Source organism: Vibrio sp. Isolate30, from assembly GCF_022397975.1.
Classification (GTDB): domain Bacteria; phylum Pseudomonadota; class Gammaproteobacteria; order Enterobacterales; family Vibrionaceae; genus Vibrio; species Vibrio fortis.
Genome location: NZ_JAKEUS010000008.1, coordinates 78,117 through 99,778, shown reverse-complemented (window position 1 = coordinate 99,778; position 21,662 = coordinate 78,117). Strand labels below are relative to the sequence as shown.

Genomic DNA, 21,662 nt, shown 5'->3' with positions numbered 1-21,662 from the left:
TCCTAACGTGAGTTACTGTAATGGTTTAAGAGTAAAGCTGCCGTACACCGCATCACCGTTACGGTTCAATGGCCCTTGCTCGACTGAGAACTTCTCCGCCAGCTTAGTACGGGCTGTCTCAAAGTGTTGGAAGTCAGAGCTTTTCGCTTGCAGGCGCACTTCAGAACGATTGCCATCATAGCGGATACTTTCCACTTCAATGGACGTCACCTGCCCTAGCGTGCTTGGTAATTGAGTCAACCAACCAAGCAGGGTTGCGCCATCACTGGAACCACCGTATCGGCTCGCTTCTTCATTCATCGTGCGCTTAAGATAACTCACGCTTGGGATCTTGCGTTTACCCGGCAGCACCTGACGGAAAATACGTTCACTCTCGGTACGATATGCCTGAGCTTCCGCTTCATAGCGCTGTACTTTCAGGGTCTGTTGGGTTGCGATAACCGCAATCAACAAACACGCAGCTATCGCCACCTTTTGCCAAATCTTCCAGTACTTAGTGAATGAAGACTTGGTTTTAAAGCGCCCTGTAAGCAAGTTGATACCGCTAACAATCGCTTGTTGGCTAAGTACTGACATCACCAATTCTGCTGGTTTAGCCTGCCATTCAACACCGCTTTGTTGTTGTGCTTCTTCGTCGGGCAGTGCGGTGTAGCTCAAGATGGTCGGTTTGGTATCGTCTTCCGTAGTCAGCCAATCGCTGTTTAAAAACATCGGTAGCCAGGCTTGGCGAATAGAGACTGCTTGAAAAGTGTTTTGACGCAACAACCATTGGTCATCAATCTGCAGCGCAGTCACCCCTTCAGCCTCAACAGGAAGAGCAAGCGTATCTGGCAATACTTTACGAATAGTAATCCCATTCTCAGAAAACGCACTCATAACCTGAGTGAGCCATTGATGTTCAACACCACAAACTACTGCCGAATCAGCGCCTTTATCTAAAATGGTAAAGTGCAGGTCTTCAATATCCTGAGCGACTTCATCTTCTAGAAGAAATGGCAGCATTGATTCGAACTGACGCGCTGCGCCTTTAGGAATCTCAATATTTTTCAACAGGCAATCATTGCCCGAGAGTAACGCGATACAGGTCCGTTTCTCAGCATAGGGTGTCAGCTCATCAAGCTGTTGCCAGCTCGCAAGCTTACCACTTGCAATCACTTCTTGCTGGCTTGTCGACCAAACTAACCACTGCACAGGGCTCTGTGGTTCGCTACTCAGTCGAACGGTCAGAAACTCGCTCACTGATTCCTCCAAAGCGACGGCGCACTACCGTCACTGTTTCTCGATTACTACTATAAAAGAGAGTGCGAATTCGAACTCGCGACTTCTCCACTAATACTTCGGCATCCAGCTCGAAGTAGCTACTATCTACCGCTAAATACCCTTTGGCTTTCTTGGTCACATCAGCGCTGACGCTCGATAAATTGGACTCAGCTAAGAAATCATCAATGCTATCCCAACCATCAAAGGGACGGTTTTCAATCAACGCCTTGGCGTCAGATTCACTCAAGTTTGGTGCAAACATCGCTTCCAGAAGTGGCGCCTGTTTCACCGATAATGTATTCACGTTCAAACGCCAGTCATCACTTGGCAAAGCACATACATAAGGGCGCACCTTATCCATCACCTCACCACTCACTTGATACACAGCTCGCAGCTCCGACTCGTCAGCAATCAAACCATTGGCCGCTAAATAAGACGGCTTCATCGCTTCGTAAGTACTGTCCTCGACACCCACTGACGAAACACTGCGTGTATCCTCATCGACAAATTCCCATGTCGAGTTAGCAATCACTTCTGCTTGGTAAGAATCGACTTCGAGATTCTCTAGCAAGGTTTGCCACACGGACACCAAATAAGGCGATGTGTTATCGGTAGTGCTAGCAACGGATTTCAGCGCATTCAAGTTCAGACACGCCTGACCATCTCGGATATGCCCGACCACTTGACCATAATCGAGTGGATAAACCTGCTCTTCTAACGCCCATGGCTGACTTAAGTTAATGGTATCGCTATCTTTATAGCTCTGTTCAATACCGACCTTGGCCAGGGCTTCAATACCAATACTGTACCAATAAGCCTGCTGATAATTGAGCTGATTACCGACACGTTTAAACTGAGTGAACAGCCTTTCAGACATGCTACCTGCAATCGTCGCCATGATCGCGAGCAGCATCAGTATTACGATCAACGCAACACCGCGTTGCTTGTTAGGTTTCCCTGCTGAATATCGTTTAACCATTGTTGCCCCCACTGGATGAGGAACTGTCACTGCTGTCGCTAGTATTAATCGTGCCACTTGGTGTGAGGTAGATACGCTCAATCTCACCATAATCTTTAAGGGTCAATTTGAGCTTAACCGCTTTTGGCAGTGCGCGATCGGTTTGCCACTCTTTTAGCCATGAACTTCCGTTGTAGAACTCTAAGTTAAAGGCTTCAATTCCTTCGAGCAGTGGTGTCACCACACCTTCCTGTCCGGTTGGGGTATCAGGATAGCGCCACCATACTCGTTCAAGCGTCTCTTCCTTGATGCGATAACCGACTTTCGTCACTTCCCCTCTTGGGAACTGCTGTTGTGGGTTATGCCAACCCAAACGAGTAAACATCACACCGATAGTGTCTGAATCGAGCAAGTACTCCTGCATCAAGATCAGCTTAGATGATGCTTCTTCACCATTAGTGCGAAACTGACGTTGCGCCATTTGGCGAAAATCATTATCTAAAATGACCAAGCTACGCTGCAGTGCATTCAATCGAGCACTGCGTTCTGTCGAAACTTCATTACTGCGTTGGACCTGGTTGACCACCTGATACGCTGCCACGCTCAGAGTGGCAAATATCGCGATCGAGACCAACACCTCAATTAACGTAAAGCCCTTTGTTTTACTACGTGCAGCGCAAACGCGTTTATTTTGAGACATAACTGCGTACCGTCACTACAGGTGATGCATTCTTGCTGGTTGCCACACTGACATCAAAAGCCTTCAATAAATTATCGCTGGTTGCCACTGGGGTGACGGTCCAAAACCAATCTCGTTCTGCGAGCTTTTGGGTTCCCTGTGTCTTTTTCAGTTTCTCAGGGTGTAGCATCACCATCGCCATTTGATTATCGACGACCATGGCTGCCAAGGTCTTCTCTTCTAAATAACTAAGCGTATTGATATGTTGGGTGACCGCGCGAATCACACTGATCGCTGCAGTCGCAAAAATCGCCAACGCCACCAACACCTCAAGCAGGGTCATACCACGCTCGCGCTTTGAGATTAGATTATTCCTCTTCATCTTCTTCTCCCGGTTGAAGCAGACGAATAACCCCATTTTCTTGCACTCGGATACGCCAACCATCTTGCAGCGAATCACCTGTATTTGGGTAGAATGAGAGGGTAAAAGGCGTTAGCTCGGCACTCGACAAGATATAAATTTGAGGAGGACGTGGTTTTTTCTCTTCTTCCAGATCCGCAAACATGTCTTCATCAAAAAGACTACCTGGATTAAACAGGCGATCGTCGTCTTGCCATGCACCACCACCCAGCTTCAAGGAAAGAGACAACTCTTCTGGTAGCTCAGTGGTTGAAGGAATCTTTTCAAACTCCACTTCCTGCCAACCTTCAGAGTTCAAGCTCATCAGAACATAAGTGGATTTTTGTTCATCAACACGAATACCAAAGTCTAAACCACTTAGGATCGCTTCTTCATTAAGCAGCTGTACACGTTGATAAAAACTGTGCGCGTATTGCTTAGCGACATCTTTGGCATTGGTTGGAATCGTGGCGATCACCGCCACTGCAGTCAATGACAGTAATACGAGAACCAGCAGAATTTCTATCAAAGTAAATCCGCGCGCGCGCGTTGTGCTGCGGGATTGAACAGAGTTTCTCAAGTTTCGTATTACCATCACGACATGCGTTCACAATAAGCGAGTGCTTATTGGAAGTCTTGCATGTTCCAGTTACCGATATCTGCCGCAGCACCTTCACCGCCTTCTTGGCCGTCAGCACCTAGCGTGAAGATATCAATTGTGCCGTTATCACCAGGGCTCACGTATTGGTACGCGTTACCCCAAGGGTCGTTTGGTAGACGCTTGATGTAGCCGCCATCACGGTAGTTACGTGGCTCTGGGCTGCTTGGCTTTGAAACCAGCGCGTCTAGACCTTGATCGGTTGTTGGGTACACGCTGTTATCTAGCTTGTACATATCAAGTGCGTTCTCTAGAGCAACGATATCAGTGATCGCTTTCTGTTGGTCCGCTTTCTCTTTGTTGCCTAGAAGGTTTGGCACAACAAAGCTCGCCAAAACACCTAGAATAACCACAACCACCATTACCTCTAGTAGGGTAAAACCGGATTGCTTTTTGATTTTATTTTTCATTATTTTCTCCAAATGACAGCCGGAAAGTTTAGCAGACGCGCCTCTCTCCGAATCTTAAAACTCATAAAACACTTACAACTATTACTTTAAGGCAGCGAGATTACCCGCTCATTAAATTGTTCATCTCCAGCATTGGCATTAGAGTCGCCATTACAATAAACAGAACCAGACCTGCCATGAGTGCAATCAGTGCTGGAGTAAAGATACCCAAGGCAATATTCACCGTCGACTCAAAGCTTTGATCTTGGTTATCGGCCGCACGAGTCAGCATTTGCTCTAACTGACCACTCTGCTCACCACTGGCAATCATGTGCAGCATCATTGGTGGAAATAGCTTAGTCTGATCGAGTGCCTTTCTAAGGCTCGCACCTTCTCGCACATTATCTGAAGCCTGTAAAACCTGCTGTTTCACATGGTGGTTAGACATAACATCAACCGCCACCTTCATCCCCTCTAGAATAGGGATTGCACTTGAAGTACAGATAGACAAGGTACGTGCAAAGCGCGAGGTGTTGATACCTTTAGCAATCTTACCAATCAGTGGAATATTCAGCAGCTTTCGATCCCAGCTCAAACGAATCGATGGTTTCTTGAGTGCCGTTTTCACCAACACAACAAAGCCAACGATCAATAAGAACAGTTGGATGCCCCAATTCTGAATGAACTCACTGGATGCCAACAAAAACTGTGTTGATTGAGGCAGCTCTTGCCCCATCTGAATGATCGGTTCAACAATCTTAGGCACCACGGTTGCTAGCAAGAAGGAGACTATCGTCACCGCAAATACCACCAGCACCACAGGGTAGATCATTGCCTGCATCAACTTCGAACGCATTTTTTGACGATTCTCGGCGTAATCGGCCAAGCGCTCTAACACCGCATCAAGGTGACCCGATTTTTCACCGGCTGCCACCATGGCACGAAACAGTTCATCGAAGATATGAGGATAATCAGCGAGGCTATCGGCTAAGGTATAGCCTTCCGTCACCTTAGAACGAACCGCCAGTAACATAGTACGAATACGCGGCTTCTCGGACTGCTCCGCTACCGCTTTCAAGCACTCTTCAAGTGGCATACCTGATTGAACAAGTGTCGAAATCTGTCGAGTAATCAAGGCAAGATCGGGCGTGCTGATACCGCGCTTAAACCCCGTAGAAGGCGCACTGCCTCCTTTGCTGCTTTTTGCTTTGGCTTCAGCCATTTCAACAGGCATCAAGCCCTGCTCTTTGAGACGCTGACGTGCTTGACGTGCATTGTCCGCCTCTATTGAGCCTTTCTTGGTTTTACCCTTAGCATCGAGAGCTTTGTATTCAAATGCCGCCATACTAAACTTCCTTGGTCACGCGCATCACTTCTTCTAATGAAGTGATACCCTGACGAACCTTAGCTAGACCATCGTCTCGAATACTTGGTGTCGTGCTACGAATCGCTTTCTCAATCGCTTGCTCACCCGCTTCACTGTGAATCAGCTCTTGCACTGACTCATCCACCATCAACAGCTCATGAATACCAGTTCGGCCGCGATAACCTTTGTGATTACACGCTTCGCACCCTTTCGCATGGTAGAGCGTCAGGCTGTCTTTCTTCTTCAAATCAAACAGCTTTTTGGTCTCTTTATCTGCCTCGTACGGCTCTTTACAGTCGTTACACAGAGTACGAACCAGTCGTTGCGCCAGCACGCCCAGCAGTGAAGAAGAGATAAGGAATGGTTCGATACCCATATCACGTAGACGCGTGATGGCACCGACCGCTGTGTTGGTGTGAAGGGTCGACATTACCAAGTGACCAGTCAAAGACGCCTGAACGGCAATCTCTGCTGTTTCTAAGTCACGAATCTCACCAATCATTACTACGTCTGGGTCTTGACGAAGAATCGCTCTCAGACCGCGAGCAAAGGTCATATCAACCTTAGGGTTTACCTGAGTTTGACCAATACCGTCGATATCAAATTCGATCGGGTCTTCAACGGTCAGGATATTGCGCTCGTTACTGTTGAGCTCTTGCAAGCCCGCATACAAGGTCGTGGATTTACCAGAACCCGTAGGACCCGTTACCAAGATAATGCCGTGTGGACGTTGAATCAGTTTGCGGAAGTTCTCGTGGTTTTGCGCTGTCATGCCTAGGCTATGCAGATCAAGACGGGTCGCATTTTTGTCAAGTAGACGCATAACCACACGCTCACCATGTGATGATGGCATGGTCGAGACACGCACATCCACAGCTCGACCACCGATACGCAGAGAAATACGACCATCTTGTGGCACACGTTTTTCTGCAATATCTAACTTCGCCATCACTTTTACACGTGAAACCAATAGTGGTGCCAATTTACGACTTGGGGCTAATACATCACGCAACACGCCATCAATACGGAAACGGATCGAGAGTGACTTCTCGAAGGTCTCGATATGAATATCCGAGGCGCCCTCTTTGATCGCCTCACCCAACATCGCATTAATTAATTTGATGATAGGCGCGTCGTCTTCAGACTCCAGCAGATCTTCGTCTTGTGGCAGCTCTTCAGCCAGTGAGAAGAAGTCGTCGTTATCAGCGCCGATGTCTTCCATCAGTTGGCGCGCTTCCGATGAGTCACGTTGATAAGCTTCAGTCAGCTTTTTCTCGAACTCATCAGAGACAATCGCTTGTGGAGTAAAGCCACTTTTCATCACGCGGCTCACCTCTAGGATAGCCGCCGCCTTGAGTGGCTCTACATAGTAAAGAACTGGCGGACGCTCTGGATGCTGATACTCCAACACCATTTTATAGCGGTTAGCGAAGCTGAATGGCAAACGCTGAAAGCTGCGTACAGGCTCAACCATCTCTGCCATTATCGCTCTTCCATCTGATCAATGAACGCCTGAATCTCTGCTGGGTGATTAAAGCTCTCACCAAACTTAGGCAGTACAGGAATGTTATCGTCATCCAGTAGCTTCAAGCCTTGCTCTGCTTTGAACAGTTGCTCTGCACGAATGAAGTTATATTTGCGCTGAGTAATACCGTCTGCCGTCATACCATCACGAATAATGGTTGGCTTGATGAACACCATTAGGTTCTTCTTCTCTACCTGAGTACTGGTTGACTTAAATAGGTGACCAAGTACCGGAATATCACCAAGTAGCGGTACCTTAGATTCACTCTCTAGAGCACGCTCATCAATCAGACCGCCCAGCACCAGCATTTGGCCATCTTGAACAATCACAGAGGTATTTAGTTGACGCTTAGCAAAACGAACGTCGACCGCACCGTTAGCGCCTAATACGTTAGACACTTCTTGTTCGATGTTGAGTTGAACAGAATCACCCTCGTTAATTTGTGGAACCACTTTGAGCTTGATACCCACTTCTTTACGATCAACGGTTTGGAATGGGTTGTCGTTGCTTGAGCCGGCCGTTGAGCCTGTCAGTACTGGTACTTCTTCACCAACGATGAAAGAGGCTTCACCGTTGTCCATTACAGTAATGCTCGGAGAAGATAGGATGTTCGAGTTTGAGTCGGTCGCAACAGCGCTGATTAACGCAGTCCAGTCACCCATCACCACACTTACAGCCGCGCCATTAACACCAGCTAATGCGGAAGCTAACGTAGAGTAATCACCCTCTTTAGTAACAGTATTGAAACCCGTGACATTACCGTTCTCATCCGTAACAGTAGTTGTCTCTTCTGAATCTTTAGCTTCTTCCAAGCCAACCATTACACCACCAATCGATGCGCCAGTGTTGCTGTACTGAATCATCGCACCCGTTTCAAGGTTACCCCATTGAACGCCAAGGTTAACGCCGTCACCCTCTGCCATTTCAACGATAAGTGCTTCAATCAGAACTTGAGCTCGACGAATATCCAGCTGAGCAATCACATCTTGCAGTGCATTCATGATATCTGGTTGTGCAGTGATGACTAACGAGTTGGTCTCTGCGTGTGCAGAAATCATCACCTGATTACGATTTGAGGTACGGTTTTTACTTGAGCTCTGCTTCTCTGATTGCAGATTGTCCGACACACCCTTAAGCACATCGACTAAGTCTTCTGCTTTTGCATATTTAAGGTAAATAACTTGGTTATTGCCTTTGGTCGCCATCTCAACATCAAGCTGTTCAATCAACTTTCTTAGACGACTACGCACTTTAGGATCGCCAGAAATTAGAATCGCGTTAGTACGCTCATCTGCCACCAGCTTAGGTTGCAGGAATGCCGGTGTGTTTTTCGCATCGGTGGTTTTGTTCAAAGCATCAACGATACGAACCATCTCTGCAGCAGAAGCATTTTTCAGCTCAACCACTTCGATCTCTTTATCACCCGCTTGGTCAACACGCTTGATGATTTCAGCAAGACGGTTCACCACCGCAGCACGACCTGTAATCAGGATGATATTGGCAGGGTCATAGTGCACCACGTTACCCGCGCCTGCATTATCGTTCAGCTGACGCAGCAATGGTGACAGTTCACGCACCGAGACATTACGCACCGTCACAACTCGTGTGACAACACTGTCGCCTTGGATGTTTTCACGGTCGCCGACAACGGGAATAGCAGAGGTCTTGGAGTCTTTGGCTTTGATGATCTTAAGAACGCCAGATTCCATCTCAACCACAGCGTAGCCGTACACTTCCAAAACATTAAGGAAGAAGCTGTAATACTGCTCTTCATTGAGTACGTCATAACTGCGTACATCAATCTTACCGCGTACCGACGGGTCAACGATGATCGTCTTCTCTAGGTTGCGACCAACAATATTAATAAACTCTTGAATATCAGTGCCCTTAAAACTGGCACTAAAATCATTCGCGATGGCTGCTGGTGTGCAGATTAAGCTTCCTGCTAGTAACCATGCACTTTTCTTAAACCAATGCTTCACGTACTACTCCTACACTCTCGCCGTTCACTTGGCGAAATGTTTTAAAATTCGATAAAAATGTCATGCTGCTGTCCGTCTCTTTCGACCACTAAATTCAACTCGGTCAAATCAGAAATAGAACGGAAAATAGTGCCCATAGCAGCGGGATCGGTCAGGTCTTGTCCATTAAGCTGAGTCGCGATGTCTCCACTTTGGAGCCCAACAGATTTAAAAAGTTCGGGATCTTTTCCAGGACTGACACGATAGCCAATCACATTACCGTCGCGTTTCACCTGTGAAAGGCGCACATATTGGAAGATTTGTTGTGGGTCTTTGGTGATCTTCGCTTTAATCTCATCAAGCTTCTCTTCGGCTGAGCCCGGATTATTGCCACGTACGGACGCCGATGCACGAGGCTTCGCTGGTGCAGAGACCGATAAGCGTTTGTATTCCAGACCTTCTAACATCAGAGTCTCGTCACGACCAGAGTTATCGATGATCACGCGATCAATCAACACCGCCTTAAGTTTAGCGCGTGTTCCTTCTATCTCTTCGTTAATACCGTAAGTCGCTTGTTTGCCACGGTTAGCAATAACCGCAAGGCTGCGTTGTGGATCTGAGCTTGCTACCGCACCAACCAATACTAGGTTTAAGCGCGTCTTAGGAGCATCTTGAATGACGGGCTGCTCAACGACCTTCGGCGTTTCAGCATTATACTCACCAAAAAAGTTGCTCTTTTGGAGAGAAGAAATATCAAGCGTAGATTGTGGTCGAGAAGATGACGAGGCTTGCGCTTTCCATGGCGTAACAGACTGCTCTGCAGGTTCAATCAACCAAGCTAACTGCCCTAGTATCCATGCAGAAACGGCAATCAATACACAGCAAGTTATCAGGCTCAGCTTTTGCTGAAATACAAATCCATTCTCTATTAAGCGGCTCAACAGGGGAGAATTTCCCATGCGATTTTTGAGCTCTAATAACTTCACTTGCCTAAACCCTTTTGTGAAGATGAGAGCGCTAAATCATTAAGCTCTCAGCTTTTTTGTACATAAATTCTACGCCAATTACTCATTTAGCATAGGATCCAAAACTATATCATAGCTGACGCATAAAAAATCATAACGTGAGCTATTTTGCAGTATGCCTTGAAAAAAAACACATTTGCCACCACTTTAGCTTCTACCAAATGTGATAAGCATCATCTATGACAAGTTGCGAGCTGATTTTACTCAGTTTAACCACATTCATTTTTTCACTTACAAGGCACAGCGCCATATGAAAACTGCTAATGAAGCTGTCAGACTAGATAAATGGTTGTGGGCAGCACGCTTTTACAAAACTCGCTCTATTGCTCGCAATATGGTCGATGGTGGTAAAGTCCACTATAATGGTCAACGCAGCAAACCAAGCAAAATCGTAGAACTTGGGGCAGTAATTTCACTGCGTCAAGGCAATGAAGAAAAGACGGTAACGATCGAGAAGATTTCTGATCAGCGCCGCGGAGCTCCAGAAGCTCAAGCCCTTTATACCGAAACGAAAGAAAGCTTGGCAAAGCGTGAAGCACACGCCCAACAGCGTAAATTACATGCACATAACCCAAGCCCTGAACGTCGTCCTGACAAAAAGCAACGTCGTGACATCATCAAGTTCAAGCATCAATAAGCTAGAAGGAATCGCCAAATGGCAAACAACGTTTTAAATCGCTACCTATTTGAAGACCTATCGGTACGTGGTGAATTGGTACAACTGGACGAAGCGTACCAACAAATTATTTCTAGCAAGGAATACCCAGCGGCTATTCAAAAGCTTCTTGGTGAGCTATTAGTTTCAACGACTCTTCTTACTGCGACTCTAAAGTTTGAAGGCTCTATCACTATGCAACTGCAAGGTGACGGCCCAGTATCTCTAGCAGTAATCAACGGTGATCACGACCAGAAGATCCGTGGTGTAGCACGCTTTGAAGGCGATATCGCTGATGACGCAGGCCTACACGACCTTATGGGTAAAGGCTACCTAGTGATCACCATCGATCCTAAGAAAGGTGAGCGTTACCAAGGTATCGTGGCACTAGAAGGCGACACGCTAGCAGACGTTCTTGAAGGCTACTTCGCAAACTCTGAACAGCTTAAAACGCGCCTATGGCTACGTACTGGTGAACACGAAGGTAAACCACACGCAGCAGGCATGCTTCTACAAGTAATGCCAGACGGCACTGGTACACCTGACGATTTTGAGCACCTAGAGCAGCTAACGGCAACGGTAAAAAATGAAGAGCTATTCTCTCTAGAAGCAAACGAACTTCTATACCGTCTATACAACCAAGAGAAAGTACAGCTGTTCACACCGCAACCGGTTGAATTCTTCTGTGGTTGTTCACGTGAGCGCAGTGGCGCAGCTATCATCACTGTGGCTCAAGAAGAGATTTACAGCATCATCAGTACTGAAGGTAGCGTTGCTCTACACTGTGATTACTGTGGCACGAATTACTCTTTTGATAAGAACGACGTTGATGCTCTGTTCGCAGAAGCCGCAGATAAAGGCAGCAATACGGTTCATTAATTTACGCCGTTCTAAAAACACGTAATTTACCCCAAAAAGGTCAGCGCAAAGCTGGCCTTTTTTGTGATCAAAATAGCGCAAAACCCGTAACATTTCGTAATAAAATCACCGCTTAATTTTAATCAATTAATAATGTTCAAGCCCCTAGCGCAAAGGTTTGCGTACAGGATAGACTAGTTGGGCCAATATGTGACGAGACACTTAAAACCCCATGGAAAATATGGATAATTTTTGAGCTATATCCCTGTTTCCCCCATGTCTCGTTGCTAGCATGGTGAGCAGATAACAACAAAAAATTAATACAAAATCCCTACAAAATATCCTACAAGGAGCACCTATGACCGTTATGGAACATACAAAGGCTGCACAAATTGATCTTACTAAACACGGACTTACTGGCGTAACTGAAGTACTGCGTAACCCAAGTTACGAGCAGCTGTTCGTGGAAGAAACTCTTCCAGGCTTAGAAGGCTACGAAAAAGGCGTAGTAACCGAGCTGGGTTCTGTTGCTGTTGACACTGGTATCTTTACTGGCCGCTCACCAAAAGATAAGTACATTGTTAAAGACGATACGACTCGCGACACTATGTGGTGGTCGGATCAAGGTAAGAATGATAACAAACCGATTACAACTGAAGTGTGGAACGACCTTAAAGAACTCGTGACTACACAGCTATCTGGCAAACGCCTGTTTGTAATTGACGGTTACTGTGGTGCTAACCCTGATACGCGTCTGAGCGTACGTATTATCACTGAAGTAGCGTGGCAAGCGCACTTCGTTAAGAACATGTTTATCCGCCCTACCGAAGAAGAGCTGGCAACATTTGAACCAGACTTCGTTGTAATGAACGGCGCGAAAACAACTAACCCGAAATGGCAAGAACACGGCCTAAACTCTGAAAACTTTGTGGCGTTCAACCTGACTGAGCGTGTACAAATCATCGGTGGTACTTGGTACGGCGGTGAGATGAAGAAAGGCATGTTCGCAATGATGAACTACCTGCTTCCACTGCAAGGCATCGCTTCTATGCACTGTAGCGCAAACGTTGGCGAGAAAGGCGACGTAGCAGTATTCTTCGGCCTATCAGGTACAGGTAAAACAACCCTATCTACAGACCCTAAACGTCAACTTATCGGTGACGATGAGCACGGTTGGGATGACGACGGCATCTTCAACTTCGAAGGTGGCTGTTACGCGAAGACCATTCGCCTATCGAAAGAAGCAGAACCAGAGATCTACAACGCAATCCGTCGTGATGCACTGCTAGAGAACGTAACGGTACGTGGCGATGGCTCTATCGACTTTGATGATGGTTCAAAAACAGAAAACACACGTGTTTCTTACCCAATCCATCATATCGATAATATCGTTAAGCCAGTTTCAAAAGCAGGCCATGCGAAGAAAGTTATCTTCCTAACTGCAGATGCATTTGGCGTTCTACCACCCGTTTCTAAGCTAACTCCAGAGCAAACGAAGTACCACTTCCTATCTGGCTTCACAGCGAAACTAGCAGGTACTGAGCGTGGTATCACAGAGCCAACTCCAACGTTCTCTGCAGCGTTTGGCGCGGCGTTCCTAACGCTCCACCCAACTCAATACGCAGAAGTACTTGTGAAGCGTATGGAAGCAGCGGGTGCAGAAGCATACCTAGTGAACACAGGTTGGAACGGCAGCGGTAAGCGTATCTCTATCCAAGATACTCGCGGTATCATTGATGCAATCCTAGATGGCTCAATCGACGATGCAGAAACTAAGGTTATCCCAATGTTTAACCTAGAGGTGCCACTAGCACTGCACGATGTTGACCCAACAATCCTAGATCCACGTGATACTTACACGGATCCACTACAGTGGGAAAGCAAAGCGAAAGACCTTGCGGAACGCTTCATCAACAACTTTGATAAGTACACCGACAACGATGAAGGTAAGGCGCTTGTTTCTGCAGGCCCACAACTGGATTAATTGTTCAATCTGCTCTGAGGGCAAAGCCTTGTCGCTAATGCCCTCTTAAAAACGATATTTTTGTAGCAAGCCCCTCTTTTGAGGGGCTTTTTTGTTGCCGCAGCGCGTATTTTGTTCCACTCTATTTTGAGCAACGAAGAAATGGAAGGTGCGCTAGGAATGAAAAGAGTCATCATGGTAGTTGGGATTGTGTTATCTGTCCTCGTCGCAGCCATTGCGGCGCTGCTACTTGGCTTGCAGACCCAATATCGTACCGACATTGCCAACTTCCTACTCAAACACTCTACAGAGCACCCAATCACAGTAGAAGACGTTGAGTACCAAGCTCCTTACCAGCTGACCCTACAAGGCATCACGGCTGGCTCAAACAGTCAGGAATCCGAGCCGCTATACATCGACAAAGTTCAGCTTTGGCTCAGCCCCAATAGTTTTTTCACAGCACAGCTAGAACTAGATTCATTGTTAATCAGTGGTGTTCAGTGGCAAACCGAAGAGTTAACTATGCTTAAGGCTCAACTAACTCACCCACAGATTAAGCTGCATCAATTAGCAATCAACAACCTAGATTTTTCAACATCAGAGTTCAATGCCCGAGATGTTGATATCCAAATCGCTAACCCTGATTGGGCGAGCTCACAGCAGTTGTTACCAAACGGGAAAATTCAGCTCAAGGCGGGACAAATCTTTTGGCAAAACGAAGCCTTAGATAATTTCCTTATCGACCTCGATTTGAAACCACAAGATAGCACCCTTTATGGCGCATCGTTTGACTGGCGCGGCGCTAAAGTGTCGGGACAGGCTGAACAGTATCCAAGCGGATGGTCGCTGATCAATGTCACCATAGATGGCTTACACCTCAACCGAAAGCAAGTTCAACAGTTGCAAGGTTCAGACTGGCGCATTCCTAACTTCAACATCAGCCATATCAATAGCCTAGATATATTGAAAAGTGACATCGCTTGGCAAGAAGGTCACCTCGCCGCTTTCAGTGCATCATTTGAAAACATCCAATTGCCGTTCAAGATATGGCATCAAGAGCAGGGATACTTTTCACTGCAGGCGGAGAGCCTGTCTCTTAATGATGAGCAATGGATTGAGCCTAACCTCAAGCTGACGCTACAAGAAGATCAGATAGAGATTAACGACTTCTATAGTCAATGGCAGCAAGGCAGTATCCAGCTGAATGGTCAGGTGAGCCCTAGCGCCATCAACCTTCAAGAGCTGGACATTCGTGGAGTCAAATGGGTCACAGAGTCCGCCGATGAAAAAGCACCGCTCAACAAGTTACAACCTTGGCTGAAAGCCATCGACTCACTATCAATAGCTAGACTTAATGTCGAGAGAAGCCAGCGCATTCAGTTGGCTCAGCAGCCATATTGGCAAGTCTCAGGGTTACACGTTGAAGGTCACGGGCTTACCTTGATAGAGCAAGGGAAATGGGGATTGTGGGAGGGTGAGCTGAACGCCAGTGCCAATGACGCCAGCTACCAAAGCATCTTGTCTGCCCAACCTGTGGTTGAAATGACGAGCCACCAAGGCCAATGGAAACTCAAGCGACTGTTTGCACCACTCAAACAGGGCTATATTGAGGCTCAAGCCACAGTCGACTTCAATCAAGTTAGCCAACCTTGGCAAGCAACCATCAGTGCTGATGGCGTACCACTGTCGCCATTCATTCCATACTTAGCACTGCCATTTGAAACCTCGGGGATCGGTGAGTTTGAGTTGCAAGCCTCAGGCTTAGCTGGAGATGACCTTATGCTCAGACACTCGGCTACCGCAAAGATCGAGGGCAGCATTCGCAACGGAATCATCAATTTTGCCGCTAACGACACCCAAGTGAGCAAAGAACCAAGCAATGAAAAACCAAGCAGTGAAGCACCACTATCCCACATCGTGAACTTTGAGGTGTCCGACATTAAAGCCGAGCTCAACCGTGGTCAGTTGTCCCTATCACCATTGCACATTATTGGTGCAACACAACAAGGCGACCAGCCGCAACCCGTGACACTCACAGGTGAGGTCAGTGGAGAACTCGACCTCGTGACGCCACAAGCGCACAGTTTGACGCTTTCTCTAACGAGTGAGTGCTACCAAGTCTCGGGATTAGTGACACAAGCACAACTCATTAAGAAAGAGAGCTGCCAATAAAAACGCCACTCGCAAGGAGTGGCGTAAGTCTGTTTAATTGGTTCGATTACTCTGAGACGTTCTGGGTAGAGTTAAGAACCTTTTTGTAATCTGGGATCAGCATGTAAGTCCCAGTGAACTCAACCGCTGCCACATCACCACTCTGAATTGTCACGTGAATGATGATTCGCGCCTTGCGCCCAGAAGCGAGTCGGTCTAAATCCCCACTGATACCATCTAGCGAAGTCGACGCAACTGGGTTTTGCTCTACCGGGTGGCGATAACGAATGTTGCTGTCTGCCAATACGATATCACCTGTCAGACCGCGCTCTTTCATCAGCAGCCAAGTCATCCCCCAACCGGTTAAGGTCGCCAAGGTGAACGCAGAGCCCGCAAACATCGTGTTGTGGGGGTTAAGGTTCGGATTAAGCTGAGCGCTACACTCGAACTGATAGCCAGTGTATTGGTTGATCTTAATGCCCATCTTGTCGCTGATAGGGATCTGATGCTCCCAACGCTGCTGCAGCTCATTACACCATTCCGGCTTGCGCAGTACGTCCGCCATAGGATCAAGCTGCTTAACCATTTGCTGGTGACGCACCGGACCACGTTGGTCGTTAATCTCGCCACGACGCTCAAAACTGTTCTTTTCATAGAATGAGATGGCATCCTCACGCGCGTTACACACCAAGCGTTTCGCACCTTCTTGTCGGGCTAGAGACTCTAGTGCAACCAAGATAAGAGAACCCATACCCTTGCTGCGGCGCGAATTTTTTACCGCCATGTAGCGGATTTGGCCTTCGAGATCTGGCGTAATGTAGAGGCGTCCTATCGCCATTGGTCTACCACGGCCATCAACTATCATTCGATGATGACTCATGCCATCGTACTCATCACGCTCGGAGCCCACAGGCATGCGCCAAGGCTCTCGCAACATCTGCCAACGAAAGTGATAATACTTGTTGAGTTGATTCTCCGTGGTTGGAGTAATGAGTTTAAACATGCTTATTCCTTTAAGCTTGTAGCCAGAATGTCACAGGGCCATCATTGATCAGGGAAACCTTCATATCTGTTGCAAATCGACCACGTTCCGTTGGTAATACGGTCTCACATAGATCCGAGAAATAGTCGTAAAGACGTTCAGCATCGGCAGGGTGTGCGCCGCGAGAAAAGCCCGCACGTGTCCCTTTCTTTGTGTCAGCTGGCAAAGTAAATTGCGAGACTACGAGAACCTTACCCTCAACCTGCTTAACATTGAGGTTCATTTTTCCGTCTTCATCTTCAAAAACTCGGTAGGTCGTAACGCGCTCCATTAAGCGTTTTGCTTTTGCTTCGTCGTCGTCTCTCTCAACCCCCAGCAACACTAATAAGCCTTTATCGATTTCCCCAACTACTTCACCATCTACGCGAACGGCAGCTTCACTTACTCTTTGAATCAGTGCTATCACTGTGATTTCCTTGTTCTGGAACTTTTTGATTATCGGTAGAGTGTACCATTTCTTTCGTCTCACTCCACTTTTCACTCTCGCCAAGTGCAGCGGTCACCTCAGCTCCTACCAATACAATCAACCAACACAAATAAACCCACACGAATAAGATCGGAATCGCTGCCAATGCCCCATAAATCAACTGATAAGACGGAAATTGGGTAATATAAGCGGCAAAGCCTTTCTTGCTTAGCTCAAAAAGAAGGGCCGCAACCAACGAACCTGCCGCTGCATGCGAGAAGTTAATCTTCTTGTTAGGGACCAGCAAGTACAGACCAAAGAATGAGAAAAAAGAGAGAATGAGTGGCAGCTTGCGAATCACAAAGTTATACAGCCCAGACACAGCCTCATGCTGCAGCAAGTTCAACGAAGTGACATACGATGTAGATGCGATACTCGCCCCAACTAGGATTGGCCCAAGTGTTAGGACCATCCAATACATAGAAAACGAATGGACAGGACGACGCTTAGCGGTCACCCGCCAAATATAGTTAAGATTCTTGTCAATATTAGAGATCAGCATCATTGCTGCAATAAACAAGAAACCACTACCAACTGCTGTCATCTTGCCGGTATTAGCGACGAACTCCTGCAATGCATTGTGCACCGCATCCCCAGAGGCCGGAACAAAGTTATTGATGATGAACTTCTGAATCACAACTCCAACATCAGCAAATACCGAGAAGGAAGAGAGTATCGAAAGCAGTACGGCGAGCATAGGCACTATCGACAGTAAGGTGATGTATGCCAAGTAGCCCGCATTCACATTTACCCGATCGTGTTTCATCCGCGCCATCAGGTATTGTGAGAACGCGAGGCCGAGTTCGGTTGTCTTTTGGATCTTCAACTTGTAACTCCCATGTAACTCGTTCATAGTCCTAATAATGTTGATTAATTGTATATAGGAACCAAGGATGCCTTATTTACTCGCCTTAGTGCTATCTATTTTTACCCTAACTGGATGTCAGTCGGCTTATTACTCTGCCATGGAGCAAGTGGGTTACCACAAGCGCGATATTATGGTCGACCGTGTAGAAGACGCCAAAGAGTCACAACAAGACGCTCAAGAAGAGTTCACTAGCGCCCTAGAAGCCCTCAGTAGCCTGACGAATTTCAATGGCGGTGACCTTGAGAGCATGTACAACAAGATCAACGACAAATACCAAGACAGCGAGAAAGCCGCACAAAACGTCAGTGATCGTATCTCTGCAATCGAAGATGTCTCTGATGCACTATTCGCCGAGTGGCAAGAAGAGCTCAACCTCTACACCAGCGCTTCGCTACGCCGCTCGAGTGAGCAAAAGCTACGAGAAACCAAATCCTCTTATCAAACTATGCTCTCAGCAATGAAGCGTGCCGAAAAGAAAATGGACCCAGTGCTCAACACTCTTCGCGACAACACGCTTTATCTTAAGCATAACCTAAATGCGAGTGCAGTCGGCTCATTGCAGGGTGAGTTCATGAGCTTAGAAAAAGACATTGCCTTTGCAATCAAACAGATGAATGCAGCTATTGAAGAATCAGATAAGTTTCTTGCGCAGCTAAACCAGAAATAAATCAGAGCAAACCAATGCAACCTATCATCATTAGTGGTGGCCCTGGTGCGGGCAAAACAACCTTGGTTAACGCACTTGCAGATCGCCACTACGCCACCTTTGCCGAGGCTTCTCGTCAGTTAATTGAACAACAGAGCCAAATTGAAGGTGGCATACTGCCTTGGGTCGACCTGCCCGGTTTTGCTGCACTCTGTTTAGAGGTGATGAGGGAGCAGAAGGCGCAAGCCAACCAACACTCCATTTCATTTCTCGATCGCGCTATCCCTGATATCTGTGGTTACCTGTCTCAGGCAAAGCTAGAGATTGATGAGAAGTATCTAAAGGCGAGTCAGGGCTACTACCCTCAAGTCTTTTTGTGTCGTCCGGAAGCAAGTATCTACGTTCAAGATGAGGTGCGCCCTTATCCGTTTGAGGGTGCGTTAGAGATTCACGACAGCCTAGTCGCCCTCTATCAGCAGCTCGGATATGAAGTGATTGAAGTGCCGTTTATGACGGTTGAAGAGCGTGTTCAGTTCGTTGAAAGTCACTTAGGAATCAAAAGCTAGATTCCAGATATCTCGTCCCTCGGTTCTGGAATGACGATGGTTAGATTTGGAAGAGGCTCTTCGTATCTCTCATCCCGCTTACTCGTATCTACTCTCATACAAAACAAAAGCCCCGAGCAGCATCGCTACTCGGGGCTTTTTAATCTCAATCAGTTAAAGCTGATTATTTCGCTGCACGTGAAGCACGCTTACGATCCGATTCTGTTAGGAACTTCTTACGGATACGGATGCTTTCAGGTGTTACTTCTACTAGCTCGTCGTCATCGATGAATTCTAGAGCTTGCTCAAGTGTCATGATGATTGGCGGAGTAAGAACCTGTGCGTCATCAGTACCAGATGCACGAACGTTCGTTAGCTGCTTACCTTTCAGTACGTTAACTGTTAGGTCGTTGTCACGGCTGTGGATACCAACAACCATGCCTTCGTATACTTCAACACCGTGACCGATAAACATACGACCACGCTCTTGTAGGTTGAATAGTGCGTTAGTTAGCGCTTTACCCATACCGTTAGAGATTAGTACACCGTTCACACGTTGGCCGATTTCGCCGCCTTTGTGTGGACCGTAGTGATCGAATGTATGGTAAAGAAGACCAGAACCAGAAGTTAGCGTCATGAACTCAGTTTGGAAGCCGATTAGGCCACGAGATGGCATAACGAAGTCCATACGTACACGACCTTTGCCGTCTGGAGACATGTCAGTCAGCTCACCTTTACGTAGGCCGATGTTCTCCATGATGCCGCCTTGGTGCTCTTCCATAACGTCGATAGTTACAGTTTCGAACGGTTCCATTAGTTGACCATCTTCTTCTTTGATGATTACTTCTGGACGAGATACTGCTAGCTCGAAGCCTTCACGACGCATGTTTTCGATCAGGATAGATAGGTGAAGTTCACCACGGCCTGATACGCGGAATTTGTCTGGATCGTCTGTTTGTTCAACACGTAGTGCAACGTTGTGTACTAGTTCTTTCTCTAGACGCTCAAGGATGTTACGTGAAGTTACGAACTTACCTTCTTTACCTGCGAATGGAGACGTGTTTACTTGGAACGTCATTGTTACTGTAGGCTCATCTACAGATAGTGCTGGTAACGCTTCAACTTGGTTCTGAGCACAGATAGTGTCAGAGATTTTCAGCTCACCAAGACCAGTGATCGCGATGATGTCACCCGCGTTCGCTTGTTCAACTTCGTGACGCTCAAGGCCTAGGTAGCCCATTACTGTGCCAACTTTGCCGTTACGAGTTTTACCGTCTGCGCTTACGATTGTTACTTGTTGGTTTGGTTTAACGCTACCACGAGTTACACGAGCAACACCGATAACACCAACGTAAGAGCTGTAATCTAGTTGAGAAACTTGCATTTGTAGTGGACCGTCTAGGTCAACTTGTGGTGCTGCTACTTCTTCAACGATAGTTTGGAATAGTGGTTCCATGTCTTCGCCAGTTTCGCCTTCTTCTAGAGAAGCCCAACCGTTAAGTGCAGAAGCGTAAACTACTTTAAAGTCTAGCTGTTCGTCAGAAGCACCTAGGTTGTCGAATAGGTCGAATACTTGGTCCATAACCCAATCAGGACGCGCACCTGGGCGGTCGATTTTGTTGATTACAACGATTGGCTTAAGACCGTGTGCGAATGCTTTTTGCGTTACGAAACGAGTTTGAGGCATTGGGCCGTCTACTGCGTCAACAATCAGTAGCACTGAGTCAACCATAGACATGATACGCTCTACTTCACCACCGAAGTCCGCGTGTCCCGGAGTATCTACGATGTTGATGCGGTGATCGTTCCAGTCGATTGCTGTGTTCTTAGCAAGGATGGTAATGCCACGCTCTTTCTCGATGTCATTCGAGTCCATTACGCGCTCTTCAGTCTCACCACGAGATTCTAGTGTGCCTGATTGTTGTAGCAGTTTATCAACCAGCGTAGTTTTACCGTGGTCAACGTGCGCGATAATCGCGATATTTCTTAACTTATCAATCTGTGGAGTAGACATGGATTCTCGATTCACTCATAAAAGTAGCCGCACATCACCTCTAAAATCAGGGTAAGTGCCACTAGCTTGATTAAAAAAACGGTCAATAATATACCAGATTCTAGCAAAAACCCCAGAAATATGTGATCTGAACCAAAGCCTTTTTCCACAGGCGTTTATTCCCGTTAGATAATCGGCCATCAGCTGCTCACTATTCAAAAGAGCCCTGCCTTCTATTTATCTCAGCCAAGCCC

At 47.0% G+C, this 21,662-nt stretch carries 20 protein-coding genes; 6 read left to right on the top strand and 14 right to left on the bottom strand.

All coding sequences use genetic code 11. The annotated features are described in order from the left end of the window. Window positions 1–12: 12 nt before the first annotated feature. The 10 genes from gspL to gspC form a co-directional block, all read right to left on the bottom strand. Window positions 13–1,239, bottom strand: coding sequence for a type II secretion system protein GspL (gene gspL / locus L1D60_RS17385; RefSeq protein WP_239842217.1), 1,227 nt, complete (start codon window positions 1,237–1,239; stop codon window positions 13–15). Next, window positions 1,208–2,239 carry a type II secretion system minor pseudopilin GspK gene (gene gspK, locus L1D60_RS17380; protein ID WP_239842216.1) on the bottom strand — a complete coding sequence of 344 codons (1,032 nt, stop codon included), beginning with the start codon at window positions 2,237–2,239 and terminating at the stop codon, window positions 1,208–1,210. Before gspK ends, gspL begins: the two co-directional genes overlap by 32 nt. Further along, window positions 2,232–2,918, bottom strand: coding sequence for a type II secretion system minor pseudopilin GspJ (gspJ, locus tag L1D60_RS17375; RefSeq protein ID WP_239842215.1), 687 nt, complete (start codon window positions 2,916–2,918; stop codon window positions 2,232–2,234). The genes gspK and gspJ overlap by 8 nt, the downstream gene beginning before the upstream one ends. Beyond that, window positions 2,905–3,279: a type II secretion system minor pseudopilin GspI gene (gspI, locus tag L1D60_RS17370; protein ID WP_239842214.1), complete on the bottom strand. Its 375-nt coding sequence runs from the start codon at window positions 3,277–3,279 to the stop codon at window positions 2,905–2,907. The genes gspJ and gspI overlap by 14 nt, the downstream gene beginning before the upstream one ends. Continuing rightward, a complete protein-coding gene (gene gspH, locus L1D60_RS17365; RefSeq protein WP_239842213.1) occupies window positions 3,266–3,892 on the bottom strand; it encodes a type II secretion system minor pseudopilin GspH in 627 nt (208 codons plus the stop codon). Before gspH ends, gspI begins: the two co-directional genes overlap by 14 nt. 29 nt (window positions 3,893–3,921) lie before the next feature. Continuing rightward, window positions 3,922–4,365, bottom strand: coding sequence for a type II secretion system major pseudopilin GspG (gene gspG, locus L1D60_RS17360; RefSeq protein WP_032551109.1), 444 nt, complete (start codon window positions 4,363–4,365; stop codon window positions 3,922–3,924). Window positions 4,366–4,465: 100 nt separating this feature from the next. Further along, window positions 4,466–5,689 (bottom strand): type II secretion system inner membrane protein GspF, encoded by a 1,224-nt coding sequence (gspF, locus tag L1D60_RS17355; RefSeq protein ID WP_239842212.1) that lies wholly within the window; start codon window positions 5,687–5,689, stop codon window positions 4,466–4,468. Window position 5,690: 1 nt separating this feature from the next. Next, window positions 5,691–7,193 (bottom strand): type II secretion system ATPase GspE, encoded by a 1,503-nt coding sequence (gene gspE / locus L1D60_RS17350; protein ID WP_032551107.1) that lies wholly within the window; start codon window positions 7,191–7,193, stop codon window positions 5,691–5,693. Then, window positions 7,193–9,217: a type II secretion system secretin GspD gene (gene gspD, locus L1D60_RS17345; RefSeq protein ID WP_239842211.1), complete on the bottom strand. Its 2,025-nt coding sequence runs from the start codon at window positions 9,215–9,217 to the stop codon at window positions 7,193–7,195. The genes gspE and gspD overlap by 1 nt, the downstream gene beginning before the upstream one ends. Window positions 9,218–9,258: 41 nt before the next feature. Further along, entirely contained in the window at window positions 9,259–10,155 is an 897-nt protein-coding gene (gspC, locus tag L1D60_RS17340; RefSeq protein WP_239842210.1) for a type II secretion system protein GspC, read from the bottom strand. Window positions 10,156–10,471: 316 nt separating this feature from the next. Here gspC and hslR point away from each other — a divergent pair, with 316 nt between their 5' ends. From hslR to L1D60_RS17320, 4 genes are all read left to right on the top strand, one after another. Next, window positions 10,472–10,858: a ribosome-associated heat shock protein Hsp15 gene (gene hslR / locus L1D60_RS17335; RefSeq protein ID WP_239842209.1), complete on the top strand. Its 387-nt coding sequence runs from the start codon at window positions 10,472–10,474 to the stop codon at window positions 10,856–10,858. Window positions 10,859–10,876: 18 nt separating this feature from the next. Continuing rightward, window positions 10,877–11,755 (top strand): Hsp33 family molecular chaperone HslO, encoded by an 879-nt coding sequence (hslO, locus tag L1D60_RS17330; protein WP_239842208.1) that lies wholly within the window; start codon window positions 10,877–10,879, stop codon window positions 11,753–11,755. A 337-nt stretch (window positions 11,756–12,092) separates the two neighbouring features. Beyond that, window positions 12,093–13,718 (top strand): phosphoenolpyruvate carboxykinase (ATP), encoded by a 1,626-nt coding sequence (gene pckA, locus L1D60_RS17325; RefSeq protein WP_032551101.1) that lies wholly within the window; start codon window positions 12,093–12,095, stop codon window positions 13,716–13,718. Between the two features lie 159 nt (window positions 13,719–13,877). After that, a complete protein-coding gene (locus L1D60_RS17320; protein ID WP_239842207.1) occupies window positions 13,878–15,869 on the top strand; it encodes an AsmA family protein in 1,992 nt (663 codons plus the stop codon). A gap of 46 nt (window positions 15,870–15,915) precedes the next feature. Here L1D60_RS17320 and L1D60_RS17315 read toward each other — a convergent pair whose 3' ends face one another. From L1D60_RS17315 to L1D60_RS17305, 3 genes are read right to left on the bottom strand one after another with little or no spacing between them, the layout of a single operon-like run. After that, window positions 15,916–16,851, bottom strand: a complete 936-nt coding sequence (locus L1D60_RS17315; RefSeq protein WP_239842206.1) for a bifunctional GNAT family N-acetyltransferase/hotdog fold thioesterase — start codon at window positions 16,849–16,851, stop codon at window positions 15,916–15,918. Between the two features lie 10 nt (window positions 16,852–16,861). After that, entirely contained in the window at window positions 16,862–17,296 is a 435-nt protein-coding gene (gene dtd, locus L1D60_RS17310; protein ID WP_239842205.1) for a D-aminoacyl-tRNA deacylase, read from the bottom strand. Continuing rightward, window positions 17,268–18,209, bottom strand: coding sequence for a virulence factor BrkB family protein (locus L1D60_RS17305; RefSeq protein ID WP_239842204.1), 942 nt, complete (start codon window positions 18,207–18,209; stop codon window positions 17,268–17,270). Before L1D60_RS17305 ends, dtd begins: the two co-directional genes overlap by 29 nt. A gap of 40 nt (window positions 18,210–18,249) precedes the next feature. Between L1D60_RS17305 and L1D60_RS17300 the strand changes: the two genes are divergently transcribed. Together L1D60_RS17300 and L1D60_RS17295 are read left to right on the top strand one after the other, a co-directional pair. Continuing rightward, entirely contained in the window at window positions 18,250–18,891 is a 642-nt protein-coding gene (locus L1D60_RS17300; RefSeq protein ID WP_239842203.1) for a DUF2959 domain-containing protein, read from the top strand. 14 nt (window positions 18,892–18,905) lie between these two features. Continuing rightward, entirely contained in the window at window positions 18,906–19,436 is a 531-nt protein-coding gene (locus L1D60_RS17295) for an AAA family ATPase (protein ID WP_239842202.1), read from the top strand. Between the two features lie 163 nt (window positions 19,437–19,599). Here L1D60_RS17295 and typA read toward each other — a convergent pair whose 3' ends face one another. Beyond that, complete coding sequence (gene typA / locus L1D60_RS17290; protein ID WP_239842201.1) at window positions 19,600–21,429, bottom strand: translational GTPase TypA; 1,830 nt, start codon at window positions 21,427–21,429, stop codon at window positions 19,600–19,602. Window positions 21,430–21,662 lie beyond the last annotated feature (233 nt).